This window comes from Microcoleus sp. M2_D5 (assembly GCF_036701935.1).
GTDB lineage: Bacteria > Cyanobacteriota > Cyanobacteriia > Cyanobacteriales > Microcoleaceae > Microcoleus.
This window is the reverse complement of record NZ_JAUBRP010000064.1, coordinates 1-17,659: the sequence shown is the minus strand read 5'-3', so window position 1 is coordinate 17,659 and position 17,659 is coordinate 1. Positions and strand designations below refer to the sequence as shown.

General features: G+C 44.5%; 16 protein-coding genes. 8 read left to right on the top strand and 8 right to left on the bottom strand.

The genetic code is table 11. The annotated features are described in order from the left end of the window. Positions 1 to 292: 292 nt before the first annotated feature. The 5 genes from QUA50_RS22460 to QUA50_RS22440 form a co-directional block, all read right to left on the bottom strand. Positions 293 to 1,372: a hypothetical protein gene (locus QUA50_RS22460; RefSeq protein ID WP_333267240.1), complete on the bottom strand. Its 1,080-nt coding sequence runs from the start codon at positions 1,370 to 1,372 to the stop codon at positions 293 to 295. A 76-nt stretch (positions 1,373 to 1,448) separates the two neighbouring features. Continuing rightward, positions 1,449 to 2,426 (bottom strand): hypothetical protein, encoded by a 978-nt coding sequence (locus QUA50_RS22455; RefSeq protein ID WP_333267242.1) that lies wholly within the window; start codon positions 2,424 to 2,426, stop codon positions 1,449 to 1,451. 56 nt (positions 2,427 to 2,482) lie between these two features. Then, the gene (locus QUA50_RS22450) at positions 2,483 to 2,851 is read right to left on the bottom strand and encodes a hypothetical protein (protein WP_333267243.1); all 369 of its coding nucleotides are present in this window, start codon (positions 2,849 to 2,851) and stop codon (positions 2,483 to 2,485) included. Between the two features lie 59 nt (positions 2,852 to 2,910). After that, positions 2,911 to 3,612, bottom strand: a complete 702-nt coding sequence (locus QUA50_RS22445) for a hypothetical protein (RefSeq protein WP_333267245.1) — start codon at positions 3,610 to 3,612, stop codon at positions 2,911 to 2,913. A gap of 95 nt (positions 3,613 to 3,707) precedes the next feature. Beyond that, entirely contained in the window at positions 3,708 to 3,974 is a 267-nt protein-coding gene (locus QUA50_RS22440; protein ID WP_006634886.1) for a hypothetical protein, read from the bottom strand. Between the two features lie 254 nt (positions 3,975 to 4,228). Between QUA50_RS22440 and QUA50_RS22435 the strand changes: the two genes are divergently transcribed. The 5 genes from QUA50_RS22435 to QUA50_RS22415 all read left to right on the top strand — a co-directional run bounded on the left by QUA50_RS22435 (position 4,229) and on the right by QUA50_RS22415 (position 7,135). Next, positions 4,229 to 4,552 carry a helix-turn-helix domain-containing protein gene (locus QUA50_RS22435; protein ID WP_006634885.1) on the top strand — a complete coding sequence of 108 codons (324 nt, stop codon included), beginning with the start codon at positions 4,229 to 4,231 and terminating at the stop codon, positions 4,550 to 4,552. A 15-nt stretch (positions 4,553 to 4,567) separates the two neighbouring features. Next, complete coding sequence (locus tag QUA50_RS22430; RefSeq protein ID WP_333267247.1) at positions 4,568 to 5,257, top strand: ImmA/IrrE family metallo-endopeptidase; 690 nt, start codon at positions 4,568 to 4,570, stop codon at positions 5,255 to 5,257. Between the two features lie 87 nt (positions 5,258 to 5,344). Then, a complete protein-coding gene (locus QUA50_RS22425; RefSeq protein ID WP_333267249.1) occupies positions 5,345 to 6,187 on the top strand; it encodes a YheC/YheD family protein in 843 nt (280 codons plus the stop codon). 62 nt (positions 6,188 to 6,249) lie between these two features. Next, complete coding sequence (locus QUA50_RS22420; RefSeq protein WP_333267251.1) at positions 6,250 to 6,747, top strand: hypothetical protein; 498 nt, start codon at positions 6,250 to 6,252, stop codon at positions 6,745 to 6,747. Next, positions 6,737 to 7,135, top strand: a complete 399-nt coding sequence (locus QUA50_RS22415; protein ID WP_333267253.1) for a type II toxin-antitoxin system RelE/ParE family toxin — start codon at positions 6,737 to 6,739, stop codon at positions 7,133 to 7,135. The genes QUA50_RS22420 and QUA50_RS22415 overlap by 11 nt, the downstream gene beginning before the upstream one ends. Before the next feature lie 22 nt (positions 7,136 to 7,157). On the opposite strand, the gene argS is transcribed toward QUA50_RS22415, so the two are convergent. After that, positions 7,158 to 8,915 carry an arginine--tRNA ligase gene (gene argS / locus QUA50_RS22410; protein ID WP_333267255.1) on the bottom strand — a complete coding sequence of 586 codons (1,758 nt, stop codon included), beginning with the start codon at positions 8,913 to 8,915 and terminating at the stop codon, positions 7,158 to 7,160. 349 nt (positions 8,916 to 9,264) lie between these two features. Between argS and QUA50_RS22405 the strand changes: the two genes are divergently transcribed. The 3 genes from QUA50_RS22405 (at position 9,265) to QUA50_RS22395 (ending at position 16,238) form a co-directional block, all read left to right on the top strand. Continuing rightward, positions 9,265 to 9,660 (top strand): hypothetical protein, encoded by a 396-nt coding sequence (locus QUA50_RS22405; RefSeq protein WP_333267257.1) that lies wholly within the window; start codon positions 9,265 to 9,267, stop codon positions 9,658 to 9,660. Between the two features lie 860 nt (positions 9,661 to 10,520). Then, positions 10,521 to 11,912, top strand: a complete 1,392-nt coding sequence (locus QUA50_RS22400) for a malic enzyme-like NAD(P)-binding protein (RefSeq protein ID WP_333267258.1) — start codon at positions 10,521 to 10,523, stop codon at positions 11,910 to 11,912. Between the two features lie 483 nt (positions 11,913 to 12,395). After that, on the top strand, positions 12,396 to 16,238 hold the full coding sequence (locus QUA50_RS22395) for a PAS domain S-box protein (RefSeq protein ID WP_333267260.1): 3,843 nt from the start codon (positions 12,396 to 12,398) through the stop codon (positions 16,236 to 16,238). Positions 16,239 to 16,334: 96 nt separating this feature from the next. Here QUA50_RS22395 and QUA50_RS22390 read toward each other — a convergent pair whose 3' ends face one another. After that, a complete protein-coding gene (locus QUA50_RS22390; protein ID WP_333267262.1) occupies positions 16,335 to 16,817 on the bottom strand; it encodes a GNAT family N-acetyltransferase in 483 nt (160 codons plus the stop codon). Between the two features lie 91 nt (positions 16,818 to 16,908). Then, positions 16,909 to 17,505: a tRNA isopentenyl-2-thiomethyl-A-37 hydroxylase MiaE gene (locus QUA50_RS22385; protein ID WP_333267264.1), complete on the bottom strand. Its 597-nt coding sequence runs from the start codon at positions 17,503 to 17,505 to the stop codon at positions 16,909 to 16,911. Positions 17,506 to 17,659: the final 154 nt, after the last annotated feature.

Sequence of the window (17,659 nt, the reverse complement as noted above, 5' to 3'; positions counted from 1 at the left end):
CTTCTTCAAGAAATCGGGTATCTAAAGCAACCTAATTAGCTCCTAAAATCGCTAGGGATTATATCAAATCTGTTAGCATCGGAATTATTCCTATCTCTCTTCTCTTAATCTGCGTAAATTAGCGTCAATCCCTTCTCATCGGCGGTTAATAAATTCTCTTTTTTTAACCGCAGATGAGGGCAGATAAACACAGATAAACGCAGATGAATTATATTAATTCAGGTTGCACTATCCATCCTTGATTGTTGACTGTTGACTGGATTTAACTATGACGATGCAACCGGAATTGATATTACTTATTTTTCTGCTGAGTCTTCGCTTGTTCGATCGCAATTTCCCTCACTGCTTGCAAAGAACTCAAATTCGATGCACCCTCAATCGCCTTCACCGCCAAATCTTGAACCTGTTTCAAAGCAGAATCCAGTTGTTTCGACAAGCTAGCAAGGCGCGCATCTTGATTTTGAATTGTCTGCAACATCCCTTGAATTTGCAGTTCATAATTTTGCTTTTGCCCTTCGATATCTTTAGCAGACAAATCAGCCTTAACTTTAGCTTGATAATTGCCAATATTGCGGCCGTTATCTTTCCCGTTCTTGATATTAGCTTCCAGTTCTTTCGGGAAAGCTTCTACCTTAGCTTTCACCTCAGCATAAAGTTTTTCTCGTTCCGAAATAGATTTTTCGCGTTCCGCCCACTGTTTCTCCTGTTCTTGCTGAAACTCTTCGATTTCTTGATACAGCCTTTTCTGGCGCTGTTGGTATTCTTCGATGTCCAGATTTCGCTGAAGATTCAAATCATAATTATACAACTCTTCATCACGATCGCGAGCTTTTTGGTGATTTTCATTGCGTTCTTTAACGGTCAACTTGTGGAGTTCCTGCTCTTTTTCCCAAGCTTGCCGGCGTTCCAACAATTGCTGTTCAACAGTTTCGCGCTGTTCGCTGAGTTCGTTGGTAAATGTTTTCGCGCTTTCTTCGTACTGTTGAATTAAATTATCCAGCGTATCTTCTGCAACATCTTCTAAACTATGCAACTCTTGCAGTTGTTGGATTTCGTCGCCGACAGTTCGCCGCAATTCTTCGACTTTAGCAGCTTCTGAAGTTAATTTTTCAGACAACTCGCTGACAGCGCCACCAAAGCCAAATTGCAGTAAAATCAAATTGTCAATTGTTGACTGCATTTTTTGTGGATTTTGAGTTAAAGCCATTGGTTTTGCTGCCTCCACAATAGGTTTTTCTGGGACTGCTGTTTGCTTTTTGGAAGCATTTAGCTGTTGGATTTGCGATTCTAGCTGCGCTTTTTCTTGCGCTGCTTCCTTGTACGCTTCTAAGATTTCAGCCTTGGTGCTTTTGTCGCTAACTTTTTTGTTCATGACTTTTCATTTCTTAATCGCGTGGAAAATTTCTGTCATTTTTTCGTAAGGTGGGAATTGCACACCTTACTGAGTTTTAAGCTTTGCTGGCAAAAGCTTTCATTGCCAAGTCTTGCGCTTGCTTCATCGTCGCTTGCAGTTGCGCGGAAATTTCGGCAATTTGTTCGGTTTGTCGCTCAATTGTCTGCTGCAAAGATTGCGTTTTCAATTCATATCCTTGCTTAGTGCTTTCCCATTCTTTCTCCACTAAATCTGCCTTGACTTTAGCTTCGCGGGAAACTTCTTGAATTGCTTCTTCTTTGGCTTTGACATAAGCCTGTTTGAGTTCTTCCTCAAATCCGGCGGCTTTTCTTTGATTCTCTTCAAACTCCGCTTGATTGTCGCTGAGGACTTTTTCCCGTTCCACCCAATTTTTTTCTTTTTCGCGAGTAGATTCTTGCAAATGCCGTTCTAGTTTACGCTTCGTTTCTTCGTATTCGTCGGTTTCGATTTTGCGGGTGCGCTGTAATTCGTATTGATAATCTGCTGTTTCTTCCTGGCGCTTTTTAGTTAGGAGTGCAGTTTCTACTTGAACGGCTGCCTCAAATTCTTGCTGTTGTTTTTCCCAAATCTTCCGTTTTTGGGTCGTGTCTTTTTCGAGAATTTCGCGTTGGTTAGCAGCGTTTTGTTCCAGCAGTGTCAATTTTTCTCGGTGCTCTTGAGTTAAAATGTGGAGGGCGTCTGCTACAACTCTGATTTGCTGCAACTCTTGCAATTGTTGGGCTTCAATTTCGATCGCGCGTTTTAATTCATCTAATTTGGAAGATTCCGCCTTTAGTTTTTCGGAAAGTCCGCTGATGATGCTGCCGAAATCTAATTGCAAGTCTGCCAAGCCTTTGACTATGCTGTCAATTGTGTAGGTGGAAGCGACTTCGAGGAGTTGTTTGTTTTTGGCTTTTTCGGCTGACTGTTCTTTGGTTTCGACTTTGGATTCTATCTTTTTTTTGTCTGCTAAAATCTGCTGAAAGTTTTGCAAAATTTGGGCTTTGCTATCCTTGGCAGTTGCTATAGTCATAATGTTTGCTTCTCCTGATTCTAAGTTTTCGAGATTTTTTAGTGAAACCTTTTCAGTTATTCAAAGTTGCGGAGTTGGCTGAGAATGGCTCGGTATTTTTTGGCTGCATCGGGTTTTTCTTCGGGATTGTCGTTGGCTAGAGTTTTGAGAATTTTCCAGCAACGATCGCACCGATTTCCTTCCCAGCAATCGCACTCATCAATTATACTCAAAAGTGCGCCTTTTAGCAATTGATTTTCGGCTAACAAAGCTCGGTAATTCCGCTGGACTGATTCGGCTACTAAAGTCATGTGCTGGAAGTCTTCGGTGAGACTTTCGATGTCGTTAACTGCATCTGTCCGAATTTGATCGAGCAGCTCAAGATTCTCTTTCAAACGACTTTCTTGCAGGTTTTGTTTGGTTTTCAGCTTGGTTAATTTCTTCATTTCACTCTGTTGTAACAGTTATGGTAAAGGCGCGATTAAATCGCGCCTTTACAACAAAATTAGAACAAGTCAGCAGTTAATTGCTCTTCGGCTGGCGGTAGCGACATACTGCCGTTGGAATTCAAAGCCATAGCATCGTTTTCACCGCTAGCGTGAGCAGCCATCAAGCAGGCAACTTGCTGCGCCGGCAGGTTATCTAAACACACCATTGCTTTTGTTCCTTCTAAGTCAATCATCCGCGATTGATTGCTAGAATCGGACAAAACTGCTGCGGCTTGGTCGATAACCGCCCAATCTTTCCGCTCGTTCCAAGACCATTTCAAGCTGTAGTAGTTGATCGGTTTTACTACTCCGCTATCGTCTGGTTTCTGACCGGAATGTTTGACAAATTCGGGAATAAAAATCCCGGTTGCTGGTTCTACGCCGCGAGATTGAACTGATGCTACCAAGCGGTTAAAATCGTTCAAGCTGCGGTTTTTGATGTATGTCACCATGACAACTCCTTGCGGCAATTCGCCACTTTCTGCGACAAACCACAGTTGACCCCACAATGTGTGCGAAGTTTGACCTAAACTGCCGAAGAATTTGGAAAATTTCAGAATAGTCATCGAGCATTTGGAACCATAGTCGGTATCGCCGATCGCCCACTGGCCACTTTGGCAATTGTTACGTACAGTGATCGGGATTTCTGGTACTAGCAAAGCATTGCTCGGTTTGGCACCAAATACTGAAAATGTAGGTCTTTCTTGTGTTTTAGTCATGGTTCGTTTTTCCTTATTTATTTATTGCTGCTTTACCGGGAATTGGTAATCGGTAATCCGTTAAATCTCGTACATTGCTCGTGGCCGAACTTCGATTACCTAATGAGATGTGTTGTTGCTTTTGGTTCGGGATAGGTATACTCAAGCATCGCCTCTTGTTGAGCTTTAATAATCCGCAGCGCGGCGAGCAAATGCTCTAATGTTTCTAGGTGCGCTGGGGTGAAGTGGATGCTGAAGCCTTCGCCATCCCGCGCGTAGCCGGGACAAACCAGTGAGGCTGAGCTTTGTTCTTCGTGGGTGGCGATGTATAGCCAGTCATCGTCTTCGAGCTTGTAATGCGTGTCTGTCCAGGTTCTCAGCATTTGCGATCTGCTCCTCCTTATTTGCTGCGTACAAGCGTTTTGACGCCCAGCGCTTCTCACTCCTCTGAAGTTGACGACGCTATATGCAGCGTGTGAGCTAGGCTAATTTGCACCTTTAACCCTACCAGTCAGGCTTAGCTGGTTGATTAAACCGTCAACTAACCTCATGGTAGCGCGGGTTGATTTTCCCGTCAAGTATTTTGTTGAACTTTTCATCAAAACAGGCTAGAATGCTTGTCAGGAGGCGAAAAACCGTGGAACAAACATTTGGAAGACTGATCCGTCAAGCTCGCAAGGACAAAGCTTACTCACAACGTGAGCTAGCAGCTATGCTAAGTGTGGACTTTACTTATTTGTCGAAGTTGGAGAACGATCGAGCGGATTATGCGCCAAAAGAGGAGGTAATCCGAGCATTAGCGCGAAATCTAGACATAAACGAAGAGGAATTGATTTTCTTGGCGGGGAGGCTGCCGCAGCAGTACGAAGCGCTGCTGAAGCAGAATCCGAAGGAAATGCAGGCTCTTTTCCGCCGGATGCAAGAAAATCCAGATTGGCTCAAACAATCTTTTGAAGCGTAAGAGAGGCCCCTCATAGTGAGTATTTTTAAACCGTATTGCTTCTATCCCAAAGAAACGATCGAGCGTTTGGCTTCGGACATCTTGATGCAGATGCAGAAAACGCAAAATTTTGCTCCGAGATGGCCTTTTGATGCGACAACGGTTGCTGATTTTCTGGATTTAGGCGTAGTTTGGGAGTGCATTGAGCCGGATGAAGAAGGTGCGATCGCGGCAAGGATTTTGCCGCAGCAGCGGTTAATCGAAATCAACGAACAGATTCTCGAAAAACCGCCGGGCTTCATCGAATCGACGATCGCCCACGAAATCGGTCACTGGGTGCTGCACGTCAATCAAGACGAAGCAGACGGCACTGTCGAACAGTTGGAACTAAACTTGGGCAATGAAGGAAAAACCGCCCTGGATGTCGAGGAAGCGTTTGTTTGTCGGGGTGCGAGTGCTGATAATAAGGTTTTGTCGATCGAATGGCAAGCGCAATATTTTGCAAGCTGTTTGTTGATGCCTCGGTGTATTTTGGAGGAAAAAAGACAGGGACGCGATTTAACAAAGTGGTCGCATTTATACAAAATGAGAGATGAATTGGGAGTGAGCATTTCCAATTTGACAAACCGCTTGCAAGAATTCGATTGGATTTACATTCCCAAGGGAACGCGCGAGATTTATGCCGGGAAAGATGCGGCAAACGGGCAGCAGCGGTTGTTTGGATAAAAGTGCGATAAAATTTGAGGTTTGAGATTTGGAAACCATTCTCTAATCTCAAATATTTAAAATTAATTTCTAATTAAGTTATATTTTATGCTAACCAATATTGAAATCCTGCTGGCAGCTTGTAAGGAATTAAATATCCCTTACGAAATCCTGCATCCTTCCCAAAACTTGATTAGACTCAAACAGGGCGGCGAAGAATATTATTTTGTCAATTACATGACGCCATTTAACAGCGCGTCAATAGCAGAGATTTTTAAAGACAAAGAATATACTTATCAGCTATTAAACGGCAAAATAAATACTCCCAGAACTCTCGGTTTTGTCTCGCCTCACTGCGAGGAGAAGTATAAAAAGTATTTGAGTTTCCCAGATATTGAATCAATAGTTTTAGAAGTAAACAAAAAATTCGCTTTCCCGGTGATTCTCAAAAGAAATCGCGGTGCTGGTGGCAACAATGTTTTTTTGTGTGAAAGTAGAGAGCAAATTAAAGCAGCCCTAGAAAATATATTTAACGTCAACAGCAAAGATTATGACTATGTGGCGCTAGCTCAAGAATATATCGAAGTTGCCCGCGAATATCGGGCTGTATTCTGCAAAGAAAAGCTAGTTTTGCTGTACGACAAAGACAAATCTCAGGCTAAATTTGCAGGGAATTTAAGCCCGCTGCACTGGGAAGGTGCAAAAGCAAAAAATATAATTAATCCCGATCTCATGTCGGAGATTGAAGATTTTGTTAAACCTGTTTTTGCTGAAATTGCGATTAATTATGCGGGGCTTGACATAGCACTAGACAAAAACGGAGAATATTGGTTAATTGAAATTAACTCAAGTCCCAATTACGATATTTTTGTCAGAGATAACGATCGCCAAATTGTGGTAACAATGTTTAAAGGCATTCTGGATAGCTTGGTTGTTAACAAAAAGCCGTAAATGCTCGATTTAAGGAATGCGTTATAATTTACTAAATCCAACTCTTAAAAAAAGCAAAAGCAATGACAGCACAAGTGTTAGAACTAGAGGGAACGTGGGAAGAAATTCTGGCGCAATCAGCCAAATTTGCCGATCGCAGAGTCCGCATCGTCGTTCTTGCTAACGAAGATGAAGAAGCACTCCCATCTCCAGAAGAGAGCTTTCGGCAAGCATGGCTGGAAATCAAGACAGGAAAAACTAGACCTGTATCGGAACTGTGGGAAGGTATTGATGCAGTGATCGAGATGATGGAGTCTCTGCCAGAAACTTTACAGCAGCAAGTAGCAGAATACTTGAAAGACTATATCGCAGAATTAAAAGATGAGCTTCAATGGGACGAATCTTTCGAGAAAACGCAACAGCAACTTGTAGCTGCTGCCAAACAAGCTAAACAAGAAATTGTTATTGCTGAGGAACCGCTGAAGTCAGCCGAAGAATGTTTTCGTCAAGGATGGCACGAAGCCATGACAGGGCAGACTTTACCGCTTTCTGAACTGTGGGAGGGAATAGATGGAGAATAATCCTCCTTTAAAGCAGGTTATACCCACGCGAGAATTTAAACGCGACTTGCGCGCTCTTTCTAAAAAGTACCGCCATATTCGATCGGATGTTCAGCCGATTATTGAAAAACTGCAAGCTGGAGAGTTGCTGGGAGTTCCGATACCGGGGACTGGGTACGAGATATTTAAGGTGCGTGTCAAAAACAGCGACATTCAAAAAGGAAAAAGCGCTGGATATAGATTCATTTACTACCTTCAAACAATGACGATCGTTATCTTGATTGCCATTTATTCAAAATCCGAACAATCAGACATTGCCTCCGCTCGAATTTTAGAAATAATCGGCGAATTTAACGAGTTGATTGAAAACTCAGGAGAAACAACAGAAGAAATACAAGATAAGGACTAAACTCCTCACTACAAACTTTATATTACATCCTCTCCAATACCTTAATCCCCAACAACTCCAAACCCAACTTCAAAGTCCTCGCCGTCAAATCGCACAAAATTAACCGCGAAGTCCGCAACGGTTCCTCAGCTTTCAAAACCGGGCATTGCTCAAAAAATTGATTGAACTTTTGACTCAATTCAAACAAATACTGACAAATTCGATTCGGTAACAAATCGCCGCCCACAGCATTCACAACTTCACTCAACTGCAATAAATGCTTTGCCAATACCAACTCGGCATCTGATTGCAAAATCACTTTCGCACCAGCATCTAAATTATTAAAATTAATCTCACCTTTGCGGCGAATTCCCTGCACGCGCACGTAAGCATACAGCATATATGGAGCGGTATTTCCTTGCAAAGCGAGCATTTTGTCGTAACTAAATACATAGTTGCTGGCGCGATTTTGACTTAAATCGGCATACTTAACGGCACTCAAACCAATTGTTCGAGATACGTTAGCAATAAATTCCTCTGTTTCTTGTCTTTCTTCGGCTTTTAATCTCTCTTCTAAATCTTGGCGCGTGCGGACGATCGCCTCATCTAACAAATCCTGCAACCGCACTGTTTCCCCAGAACGAGTTTTGAGTTTTTTGCCGTCTTCGCCCAATACCAAACCGAAGGGAATGTGGACAATTTCGACATCATCAGGAATCCAATTGGCTTTTCTGGCTACTGCAAATACTTGGGCAAAATGGTTTGCTTGTCCCGAATCGGTGACGTAAATTATGCGCTTTGCATTGTCTTTTTGGATGCGGTAGCGCACTGCTGCTAAATCTGTTGTGGCGTAATTGTAGCCGCCGTCGGTTTTTTGGACGATTAGCGGCAGCGGTTCGCCTTCTTTGTTGGTGAAACCGTCTACAAAAACGCATTTCGCGCCGTCACTTTCTACTAGCAAGCCTAGAGTGGTTAAATCTTCGACGACTGCGGGCAATAATGGATTGTAAAACGATTCGCCGCGTTCGGTTAATTTGATATCGAGCAAGTCGTAGATTACTTGGAATTCGCGGCGAGATTGATCGCACAGCAATTTCCAGGCGCGGCGGGTGTCTTCGGCGCCTGCTTGCAGTTTTACTACTTCTTGGCGGGCGGTTTCTTTGAAGCTTTCGTCTGTGTCAAAGCGCTGTTTTGCTTGGCGGTAAAATGCGACTAAATCTCCTAAGTCTAGGGCGTCAGCGGTTGTGAGGGCTTCGGGGTGAACTTCGCGCAAGTATGCGATCAGCATTCCGAATTGGGTGCCCCAGTCGCCGATGTGGTTGATTCTGAGTACGTCGTGGCCTTGAAATTCGAGGATGCGGGCGATCGCATCTCCGATGATTGTCGATCGCAAGTGGCCGACGTGCATTTCTTTGGCTATATTCGGACTGGAAAAGTCGATCGCGATTGTCTGAGGCGTTTTCGCCGGTTCAATCCCCAAACGGGAGTCGGCGGCGATCTCACTAATTTGCGCTTCCAAATAAGCGGGTTTGAGCTTCAAATTGATAAAACCTGGCCCGGCGATTTCTGGGGTTTCGCAGATGTCAGTAATATCTAGGTTTTCGATAATTGTCGAGGCGATCGCCCGCGGGGGCTTTCCTAACTTTTTCCCCAAACTCATCGCCGCATTGCACTGAAAGTCCCCAAAGTTGGGATTGCTGGCGGCAGCTAGCATCGGATCTGCACCTGCATAACTTTCGCCGAATGCAGCGGTGAATGCTTTTTCAAATTTTTCTTTTAACTGTTGGGCGATCGAGTTCATCTTGAATATTTTGATTGGATGTTTATTTTAAACTCTAGATTAAGCACTTTTTGCCAATACTACTCTTATTACTTAGGTAATTTCCCTCTGGTTCTCTCCCTCTGGCCCTATCCCCCTCTCCTCACCTACTAGGAAATTTTGTACTTAGCTTTGAGCTGGTGATACACTCAAAATCACTGACCTTAATAGCACAGAGTCCATTTTATCACAGTTGCGATCGCTACACAAATTAAAAATTATCACATCTAGCCACTGATCTCGATCGCTAAATAATTTTGTTAAATCCCTTACATTAAGGTATGTTAAAATTTTTTCAAGGCTCCCAAAAATCCTACGAAAGGAAGTAGTTATGTTACCTCAACCTATTTTTGGCGATCGCTCTCTGACAATCGCCTTTTATCAAGCAGTAATCGATCGCTTTTACAACGGTTTCAGTCTCTCCACCGAAGCACTATTACGAGACTGTACCCTCGGCTTCGCTCCTTGTCCCGATGGAGTCAAAACCTTTTTCATCATCGCGCCAAGTCTCGATGCAGCAGAGCAACTAATGGAAAAAATCGACAGTATTTTGGAGCGAGTTGCCGAACTCATGGCTGGAGTCGGACAAGTTGCCCTGTGCATAGTTCCCCCCGGCAGCGAAGCAGAGCAACCGGTAGATATGCAAGACTTAGAAAAAGTTCCCCCAGATTGTCTGGCTTGCAAATTCTTTACAATTATCTGGGCCGATGCTGCGGCCGATCGGTAAAATTGACAGTTAGCAACCAGCAACTGAACACGGTTCGGCCCAAGCTGTACCAGTGTCGGCGCGGGGTAGATTGTCTGTTAGTTACAGCCCCTGGAATTATCGGGCAAAGCGTGCAGGTAATTTAGAGCGTTTGCAAGGTTGCAGTCCCAATCCTTGGCAAGTGTTAAACCAGACAAAATATATATCAAAGGCCCGCTTGTCAGTCGCTCAGATTTTTACCTGCCGGCTCAAACAGCCGTGCATCTACTTTTTACATTCCCCATAAAGGCCACCAAAAAGCCGCATCAACTCTCCTGGGTGTCTCGCTTCAAAAGACAGCAGCAGGAATTAGGCGGTAGCGATGGAAAATAGATTTTTGCGAAATATCTGCTAAGGTTCAGAATAAGCAGAAATATTCTCAAAAATAGATAAGACTTCCGCCGGTTAACCTCAGAAACCCGGTTTCTACCCCCGCACTTCATATTCGCGGTTCGCTAGGAAATTGACAGAAAATAGACTGTTTGTGGGAGAGTCAATCGATTGCGCGATTTTAGATTTTAGATTTTAGATTTACTTGCGCGAGATAAATGCGGGGGCAATAAGTGATTTTCGATTTTCGATTTGGGATTGATTTGCGCGAGATAAATCACGTGGCGGGTACCACATGAAGAAATTCCTGGTAACAAGCTAGAAACAGAGCAAAGCTTTACTCAAAAAAAGAGCTGTTTTCCAGCCACACCCCTGGCAGTGCAGAGCGATCGTACCACTGGCTCATAGAATTTGTTAAAAATTTCACTTAAAAATTTGAATTATTAAATTTTATGCCTAACATTGGGGATAAAATCTAAGATTGAAATTCTTAAATCTGAAATCAAGGCATCATGGTAAAACTGACACCAAATCCCAGCTTTAGTTTAACAATTCGGGTTGCTCTGCCGAACCAGCCGGGAATGCTGGCAAGAGTCACCAGCGCGATCGCATCTGTCGGCGGCAACTTCGGCCAAATCGACTTGATCGAGCAAACCCGCGCCACTACTGTTCGCGATATCACCGTCGATGCCTCCAGCCTCGAGCACAATGAAGAAATAGTGCAAGCAGTGAAAGGACTGCCAGATATCAAAGTGATCGACGTGTACGATCGCACTTTCAACTTGCACCGCGGCGGCAAAATCAGCGTAGTTAGCAAAATTTCCCTCAAACGCCAGTCGGATTTGGCAATGGCATACACTCCTGGAGTGGGGCGCATCTGCACGGCGATCGCCAATGACCCGCAACAAGTTTATAACCTCACAATCAAACAAAATACTGTTGCCATTGTTACCGACGGTAGCGCAGTTTTGGGATTGGGAAACCTCGGCGCTGCCGCCGCACTGCCAGTCATGGAAGGCAAAGCCATGCTATTTAAAGAATTTGCAGGTATTGACGCTTTTCCTATCTGTTTGAACACCCAAGATACCGAGGAAATTATTCGCACAGTGCAGAATATCGCCCCGGTTTTTGGCGGCGTTAACCTCGAAGATATTTCTTCTCCCCGCTGCTTTGAAATCGAAGCAAGATTGCGGGAAACCTTAGATATTCCGATTTTTCACGACGACCAGCACGGCACTGCGATTGTCAGTTTGGCAGCATTAATTAATGCCTTGAAAATCGTCAAAAAAACCATCTCAGAAGTGTGTATCGTGATAAACGGAGCCGGTGCGGCCGGAGTCGCGATCGCCCGCTTGCTGCGTAAAGCAGGTGCCCAAAACATCATCATGTGCGACTCCAAAGGCGTTCTCTCCCAAGACCGCACGGATATGAACCCCGAAAAACTAGAATTTGCCGTCGCTTCAAGCGGTACTTTGGAAGATGCGATCGCCGGTGCCGATGTATTTTTAGGCGTCAGCGCCCCCGGCGTGCTCACCCGGTCGATGGTGCGTTCGATGGCGGAGAATCCCATTGTTTTTGCAATGGCAAATCCCATTCCCGAAATTCAGCCAGAATTAATTGTGGAAGATGCGGCGATCGTAGCAACCGGACGCAGCGATTACCCGAATCAAATTAACAATGTTTTGGCATTTCCGGGGATATTTCGAGGTGCTTTGGACTGCAAAGCTGCCACGATTACGCCCACTATGTACTTGGAAGCAGCTTATGCGATCGCCTCTTTAGTCAGTCCTTCCCAGCTTGACAAAGAGCACATTATACCGTCGGTTTTTGACGAAAGAGTTGCCATTGCTGTCGCCGGTGCAGTGCAGTTGGCCGCTCGATCCGAAGGTATTGCCCGCGATTAATTGAAGGAAGTTCGGCAACGAGCAATGTACGGGATGTAACGGATGTAACGGATGTCAGTCCGAAGGAAGAAGGAAGAAGGAAGAAGGAAGAAAGGAAGATACCATGTATAAATTAATGGTTTTAGTACCAGTTTTGTACTTCTTCTTTTGTGATTTTTCTGGTTTCTTCTCATTCCCTCTTTCCCTCTTTCCTCCTCCCCGTTGATTATTACTCACTTTTGTTTCCCCATCTTGTCTTTTTCCTCAACATCCATCCGTTAAATCCCGATCGCGCGATCGTTGCCGAACTTCCCTCGAACCTCGAACCTCCAATCTCTTCCTTCTTTCCTCCCAGCTCAGCATCTATCCGTTACATTTGTTAAATCCCGTAGAGGGATCGTTGCCGAACTTTCTTCTTCCCTCTTTTTTAATTAAGGATAAAACTCACAAAAATAAACAAGATAATAAAGATATAATTAAATAAACCAAGTCCAGCTAGGTCAGATGCAAAGCCAGTTAGGAAAAGCCAAGCGCAATCGCTCCCGTTGCCAATTGTTAGAACTGTGCCCGATAGGGCTGGCATTGTGCCGGACGGACGGGACTTTTCTCGACGTAAATCCAGCTTTTGCAAGTATTATCGGCCGCACAGTTGCAGAAACTCTCCACCTCAACTACTGGGAAATTCAGCAAACACACTGCGCGGGCCCAGAAAAATATCTAGAATGTCAAGCAAAAAATAGCCACACGCACCTGTGCGAAGCAGCATACAAACATAAAAACCAGCATCTCGTACCCGTGCGAGTTTCCGAGCGGGCAATTGAAACAGAGGGACTGTCCGCGATTTGGCTAAGTGTTGAAGAAATCTTTAATAATCGGGATCAAAATAGCGCGCCCCTGGAATCAGCGCCCCCGCAGGGCAATTCACATCTGGAAAAATTGCTGACAAAGCAGACTGCGGAACTGGAAAAAACTCAGAAACTACTCGAAGAAAAAATCGCCGAACTGGAACAGGCTCAAGAAAAATTGCGCCTCCAAAGTCAAATTATCGACCAAATTCACGAGGCGGTAATTTCTACAGATATGGACGGCTCGATCGCCATGTGGAATCAAGCCTGCCAAAAGTTATACGGCTATGAAGCAACTGAGGCTATCGGACAGCACATTTCTCTAATTTACCCGCCAGAAGAACACGAATTTTTGTTACAGCAAGTCATCAAACCGCTACAAGAAAAAGGCGAGCATGAAATAGAAGTTATAACGCGCCGTAAATCTGGAGAAAAATTTTACTCGCACCTGATGCTCTCGCTATTGAAAGACAACACGGGAGAAGTTGTGGGGATGATGGGATCTTTAACCGATCTCAGCGTTTGCAAAGCTTTAGAACAAGAATTAGCACAAAGACAAGAACTATTTGATGCCTTTTTAAATGAGGCGCCGGCGGGACTTTGTATTTTGGACTCGCAGTTGCGCTACGTGCAAATCAATCAATTTTTAGCAGAAATAAATTGCCTGAGCCCAGCAGATCACATCGGCAAGACTGTACGCGAAATATTGCCAAATATCGCTCCCATAATAGAGCCTTTGTACGAACAAATTTTGAGGACAAAACAACCATTAATTAACATCGAGAGGAGTGGTGACAATCCCAGAAACCCAGGGTTTGTCCGACACCTGACAGGCTCTTATTTTCCCTTGCTAGACAAAGATGGCGAGGCGATCGGCATCGGTGCAGTTGTAGTTGACATTAGCGATCGCAAACAAGCAGAAGCTGCGCTGCAAAAAAGCGAACAGCTTTACCGCACTATGGCAAGCAACTTTCCTAACGGTGCGGTGATGTTGTTCGATCCAGAACTGCGCTACACGCTGGTAGAAGGTACAGAATTAGCCGCCGTGGGACTTTCCAAAGAATTGATGGAAGGCAAGACAATCTGGGAAGTATTCGAGCCAGATGTTTGCGCTGAGATCGAGCCAACTTATCGGGCGGCACTGGCAGGAGAAACAGTTGTTACAGAATTTATTTACAGCGATCGCGTTTACCTCGGTTATGCTTTGCCTGTCAGAAACGAACGGCAAGAAATCATCGGCGGATTGCTAATGATTCAAAATATTACGGCTCGCCAATTAGCAGAAGAAGCGCTCAGAGAAAGCGAGGAAAAATACAGGTGCATTGTCGAGACAGCGGACGAAGGAATTTGGATCGTAGATGCGGAGAGTAAAACTACTTTTGTCAACAAAAAAATGGCAGATATGCTCTGCTGCACCCCAGAGGAAATGATCGGGGAGTCGCTATTTGCTTTTATGGATGCAGAAGGCATCGCGATCGCACAAATCAATCTCGACCGTCGCCGTGAAGGAATTAGCGAACAGCACGATTTTAAGTTCCTTCGCCGAGACGGCAGGGACTTGTGGGCGATGGTTTCTACTAATTCCTTGGCCGACAAACAGGGACGCTATGTGGGTGCTTTGGCAATGGTTGCCGACATTACCGATCGCAAGCAAACAGAAGCCGCGTTGCAGCAGTCGGAAGCTAAATTTCGATCGCTCTACGAATTAACCAGTTTGCCTGTTTTTATGTTATGTGACAATGCCATCACCGATGCCAACACAGCCACCCTAAAACTATTCGGCTGCACCGCAGCGCAACAGTTGTACGGACAAAACCCTGGCAAACTCTCGCCTCCTTTCCAACCCAACGGCAGAGATTCTTTGAGCTTGGTTAACGAAATCATGGATATCGCCTTTGAGCGGGGAAACTACCGTTTTGATTGGGTTCATCAGCGTTTAGACGGTACTGATTTTCCCGCAGAAGTCGTGCTGACAATCATCGAGGTGGGAAATGAAAAAATCATCCAAGCAGTGCTCCAAGATTTAACGGATCGCAAACTGGCAGAAGAAACTTTAGTGCGATCGGAACAAGCCCTCAGACAGCAAGCTCAGAGAGAACAACTACTCAATCAAATTGCCAACCAAATCCGCACTTCTTTAGATTTAGACACAATTGTAGAAACCGCCGTTCAAGAAATTCGCAATCTGATGCACCTAGATTGGTGCATCTTCACTTGGTATCGCCCCAACACCAATCCTCCGGTTTGGGACGTAACTTACGAAGCCAAGAATGCAGATTTGCCGAGTATGCTAGGCACTTATGTTATTGACGACAAATCTTGTTTCGCTGTGGGACAGATTTTGCGGCGACAAATTCTCCGAATTGATGATGTCAGCACTTTTGAAGATGTAGAATTGCGCGAACTTTTCCAGGCTTCAAATTTTAACTCAGTGCTGTCGCTGCCAATTCATACTGCAGCAGGCGATATTGGGGTGATTACCTGCTATCAAGCTATCTCCGTGCGAAATTGGAGCGAATCGGAAGTCGAACTGATGCAAGCGGTAGTCGCTCAAATTGCGATCGCGATCGACCACGCTGAACTTTACACCCAAACCCGCAAAGCTGCCCGACTAGCTCAAGCTCAAACTCAACAGCTAGAAGAAACTTTGCACGAACTCCAACGTACCCAAACTCAATTAATTCAAAGTGAAAAAATGTCTAGTTTGGGACAGTTAGTAGCAGGTGTCGCCCACGAAATTAACAACCCGGTTAATTTTATCTACGGCAATCTCAGCTACACCAGCGAATACACTCAAAACTTGCTAAAAATGCTGCGACTTTACCAGAAAGAATACCCGCAGCCTACCGCAAGAATTTTAGATGCAAGGGATGACTTAGAAATTGATTATCTCATTGAAGATTTACCTAAAATTTTAGCATCTATGAAAGTCGGAGCCGATCGCATCCGCGACATAGTTTTGAGCCTGCGAACTTTTTCAAGACTTGACGAAGCCGAAAAGAAACAAGTTGACATTCACGAAGGCATTGAAAGCACACTGCTGATTTTGCAAAACCGCCTGAAACATAAAGCCGATTACCCGACAATTAATGTGATTAAAGAATACGGTAATTTGCCTTTAGTTGAATGTTATCCCGGTCAGTTAAATCAAGTATTTATGAATTTGTTGAGCAATGCGCTAGACGCCTTGGAAATGGAGATGAAGAAATCCGATCGTACCGACAAAAATCTCGCAATTACGATTCGCACCCAAGTAACCGACAATAACAGCGTTGCCATCTGGATAGCTGACAGCGGCCCTGGGATGAGCGAAGATGTGCAAAGGCGCTTGTTTGACCCGTTTTTCACTACTAAACCCATTGGTAAAGGAACTGGCTTAGGATTGGCAATTTCGCACTCTATTATAGTAGAAAAACACGGCGGCAAGCTTTCTTGCAATTCTGTAGTCGGAGAAGGTTCCGAATTTGCGATCGAGATTCCTCTGCGGCAAAAGATAAATTAAAACCCAATGCCAAATTCCCAGAAACCGGGTTTCTTCCGAGATATTTTGCCACCCAACCGAGATTTTCTCAGAAACCCGGTTTCTTAGACTTTGCTTCTAACCTATAAATTTTACGTAAACCCGATCGCACCTTGGCGTCTCCACACCAGTTGTCGGTAGATATCCGCTATTTTCGTACATTTTCACAGCTTCTTTAAGAATGCTGGCAGTTTCTATCCAAATTTCCTCAAAGCCGCGAGCGATAATTTTACTTTCCAATTCTTGCAGTAAAAATTTACCCAAACCTTGTCCTCTTGCTGCTGGCAAAATATACATTTTGCGAATTTCCACAGCATTATTTCCCCGCTCAATCGGATAGTAAGCCGCCGTACCGACTATTTTATCCTGCCGTTCAACTACCCAAAATTCGCCGCCTTTATTCTGATAATGAAGTTCTACATCATAGACATCTCGATCGGCCCCGTGAGGTTCGCATTTTAAACCGTATTCTGCTAAAACATCCCTAATTAAATAGAACGCCTCAGCGCGATCGCGCGTTTCCCAGGAACGAATTAAAAAATCCAGATGTTGGGTTTTCATTGGTGGTTGCAACGTATATTTATTTTTTGACTTTAGCAACTGTAAAATTACTGATTTTTTGTGTTTGACAGTTTTTAAGTGCACCTAGGTTTTAACTGTGAATTCTCGGTTCGGGATGAAGAATTGCCAGCAGCTCGCTCTCTACTAATGATAATTCCTCCAGCCTGTCAATCACAAGAGCGCGATCGAAATAAGTTGTTGCCAAAATCCAATATACCCCGTAATGGCGCGCTTCCGAAGCCATCAAACTGCGGTAAAACTTAGCTAATTCCGCGTCGGGACAGCGATCGCCCAGCAACCCCAACCGTTCGTGACTGCGCGCTTCTATCAAACCAGAAACCAACAAAGAATCCAAAAGTCTCTCCGGTTCCTGCTTGCGAATTTGGGCGGACAAACCGGCACCGTAGGGAGGTGCAGCCAAAGGGCCCAAAGCAATGCCGCGATGTTCTAACCGCTGGTTGACTTGCTCGAAATGCTCTAATTCTTCGCGGGCGATCGCCGTTAGCATCCTCACCAATTTTTCCCGGGCTGGGTAGCGAAACATTAAATTTAACGCTACTCCCGCCGCTTTCCGCTCGCAGTGAGAATGGTCTAATAAGATTGTATCCAAATGGGCGATCGCCTGTTCTATCCAAGCTTCCGAAGTCGGCTGTTTTAAAAACTTAATAGTTGGCAGTGTTGAAGTCATACCATTTTAGATTTTAGATTTTAGATGAGGAATGATATCATTTCCGTTTGATTCGCAATTGTATCCGATCGAGTTCCGTAGATACTGTCTTGAGCTGTCAAGGGGTAGCGATCGCATAATTGGGGTCGAAAGGCTTTTGGGATTTTAAAATACC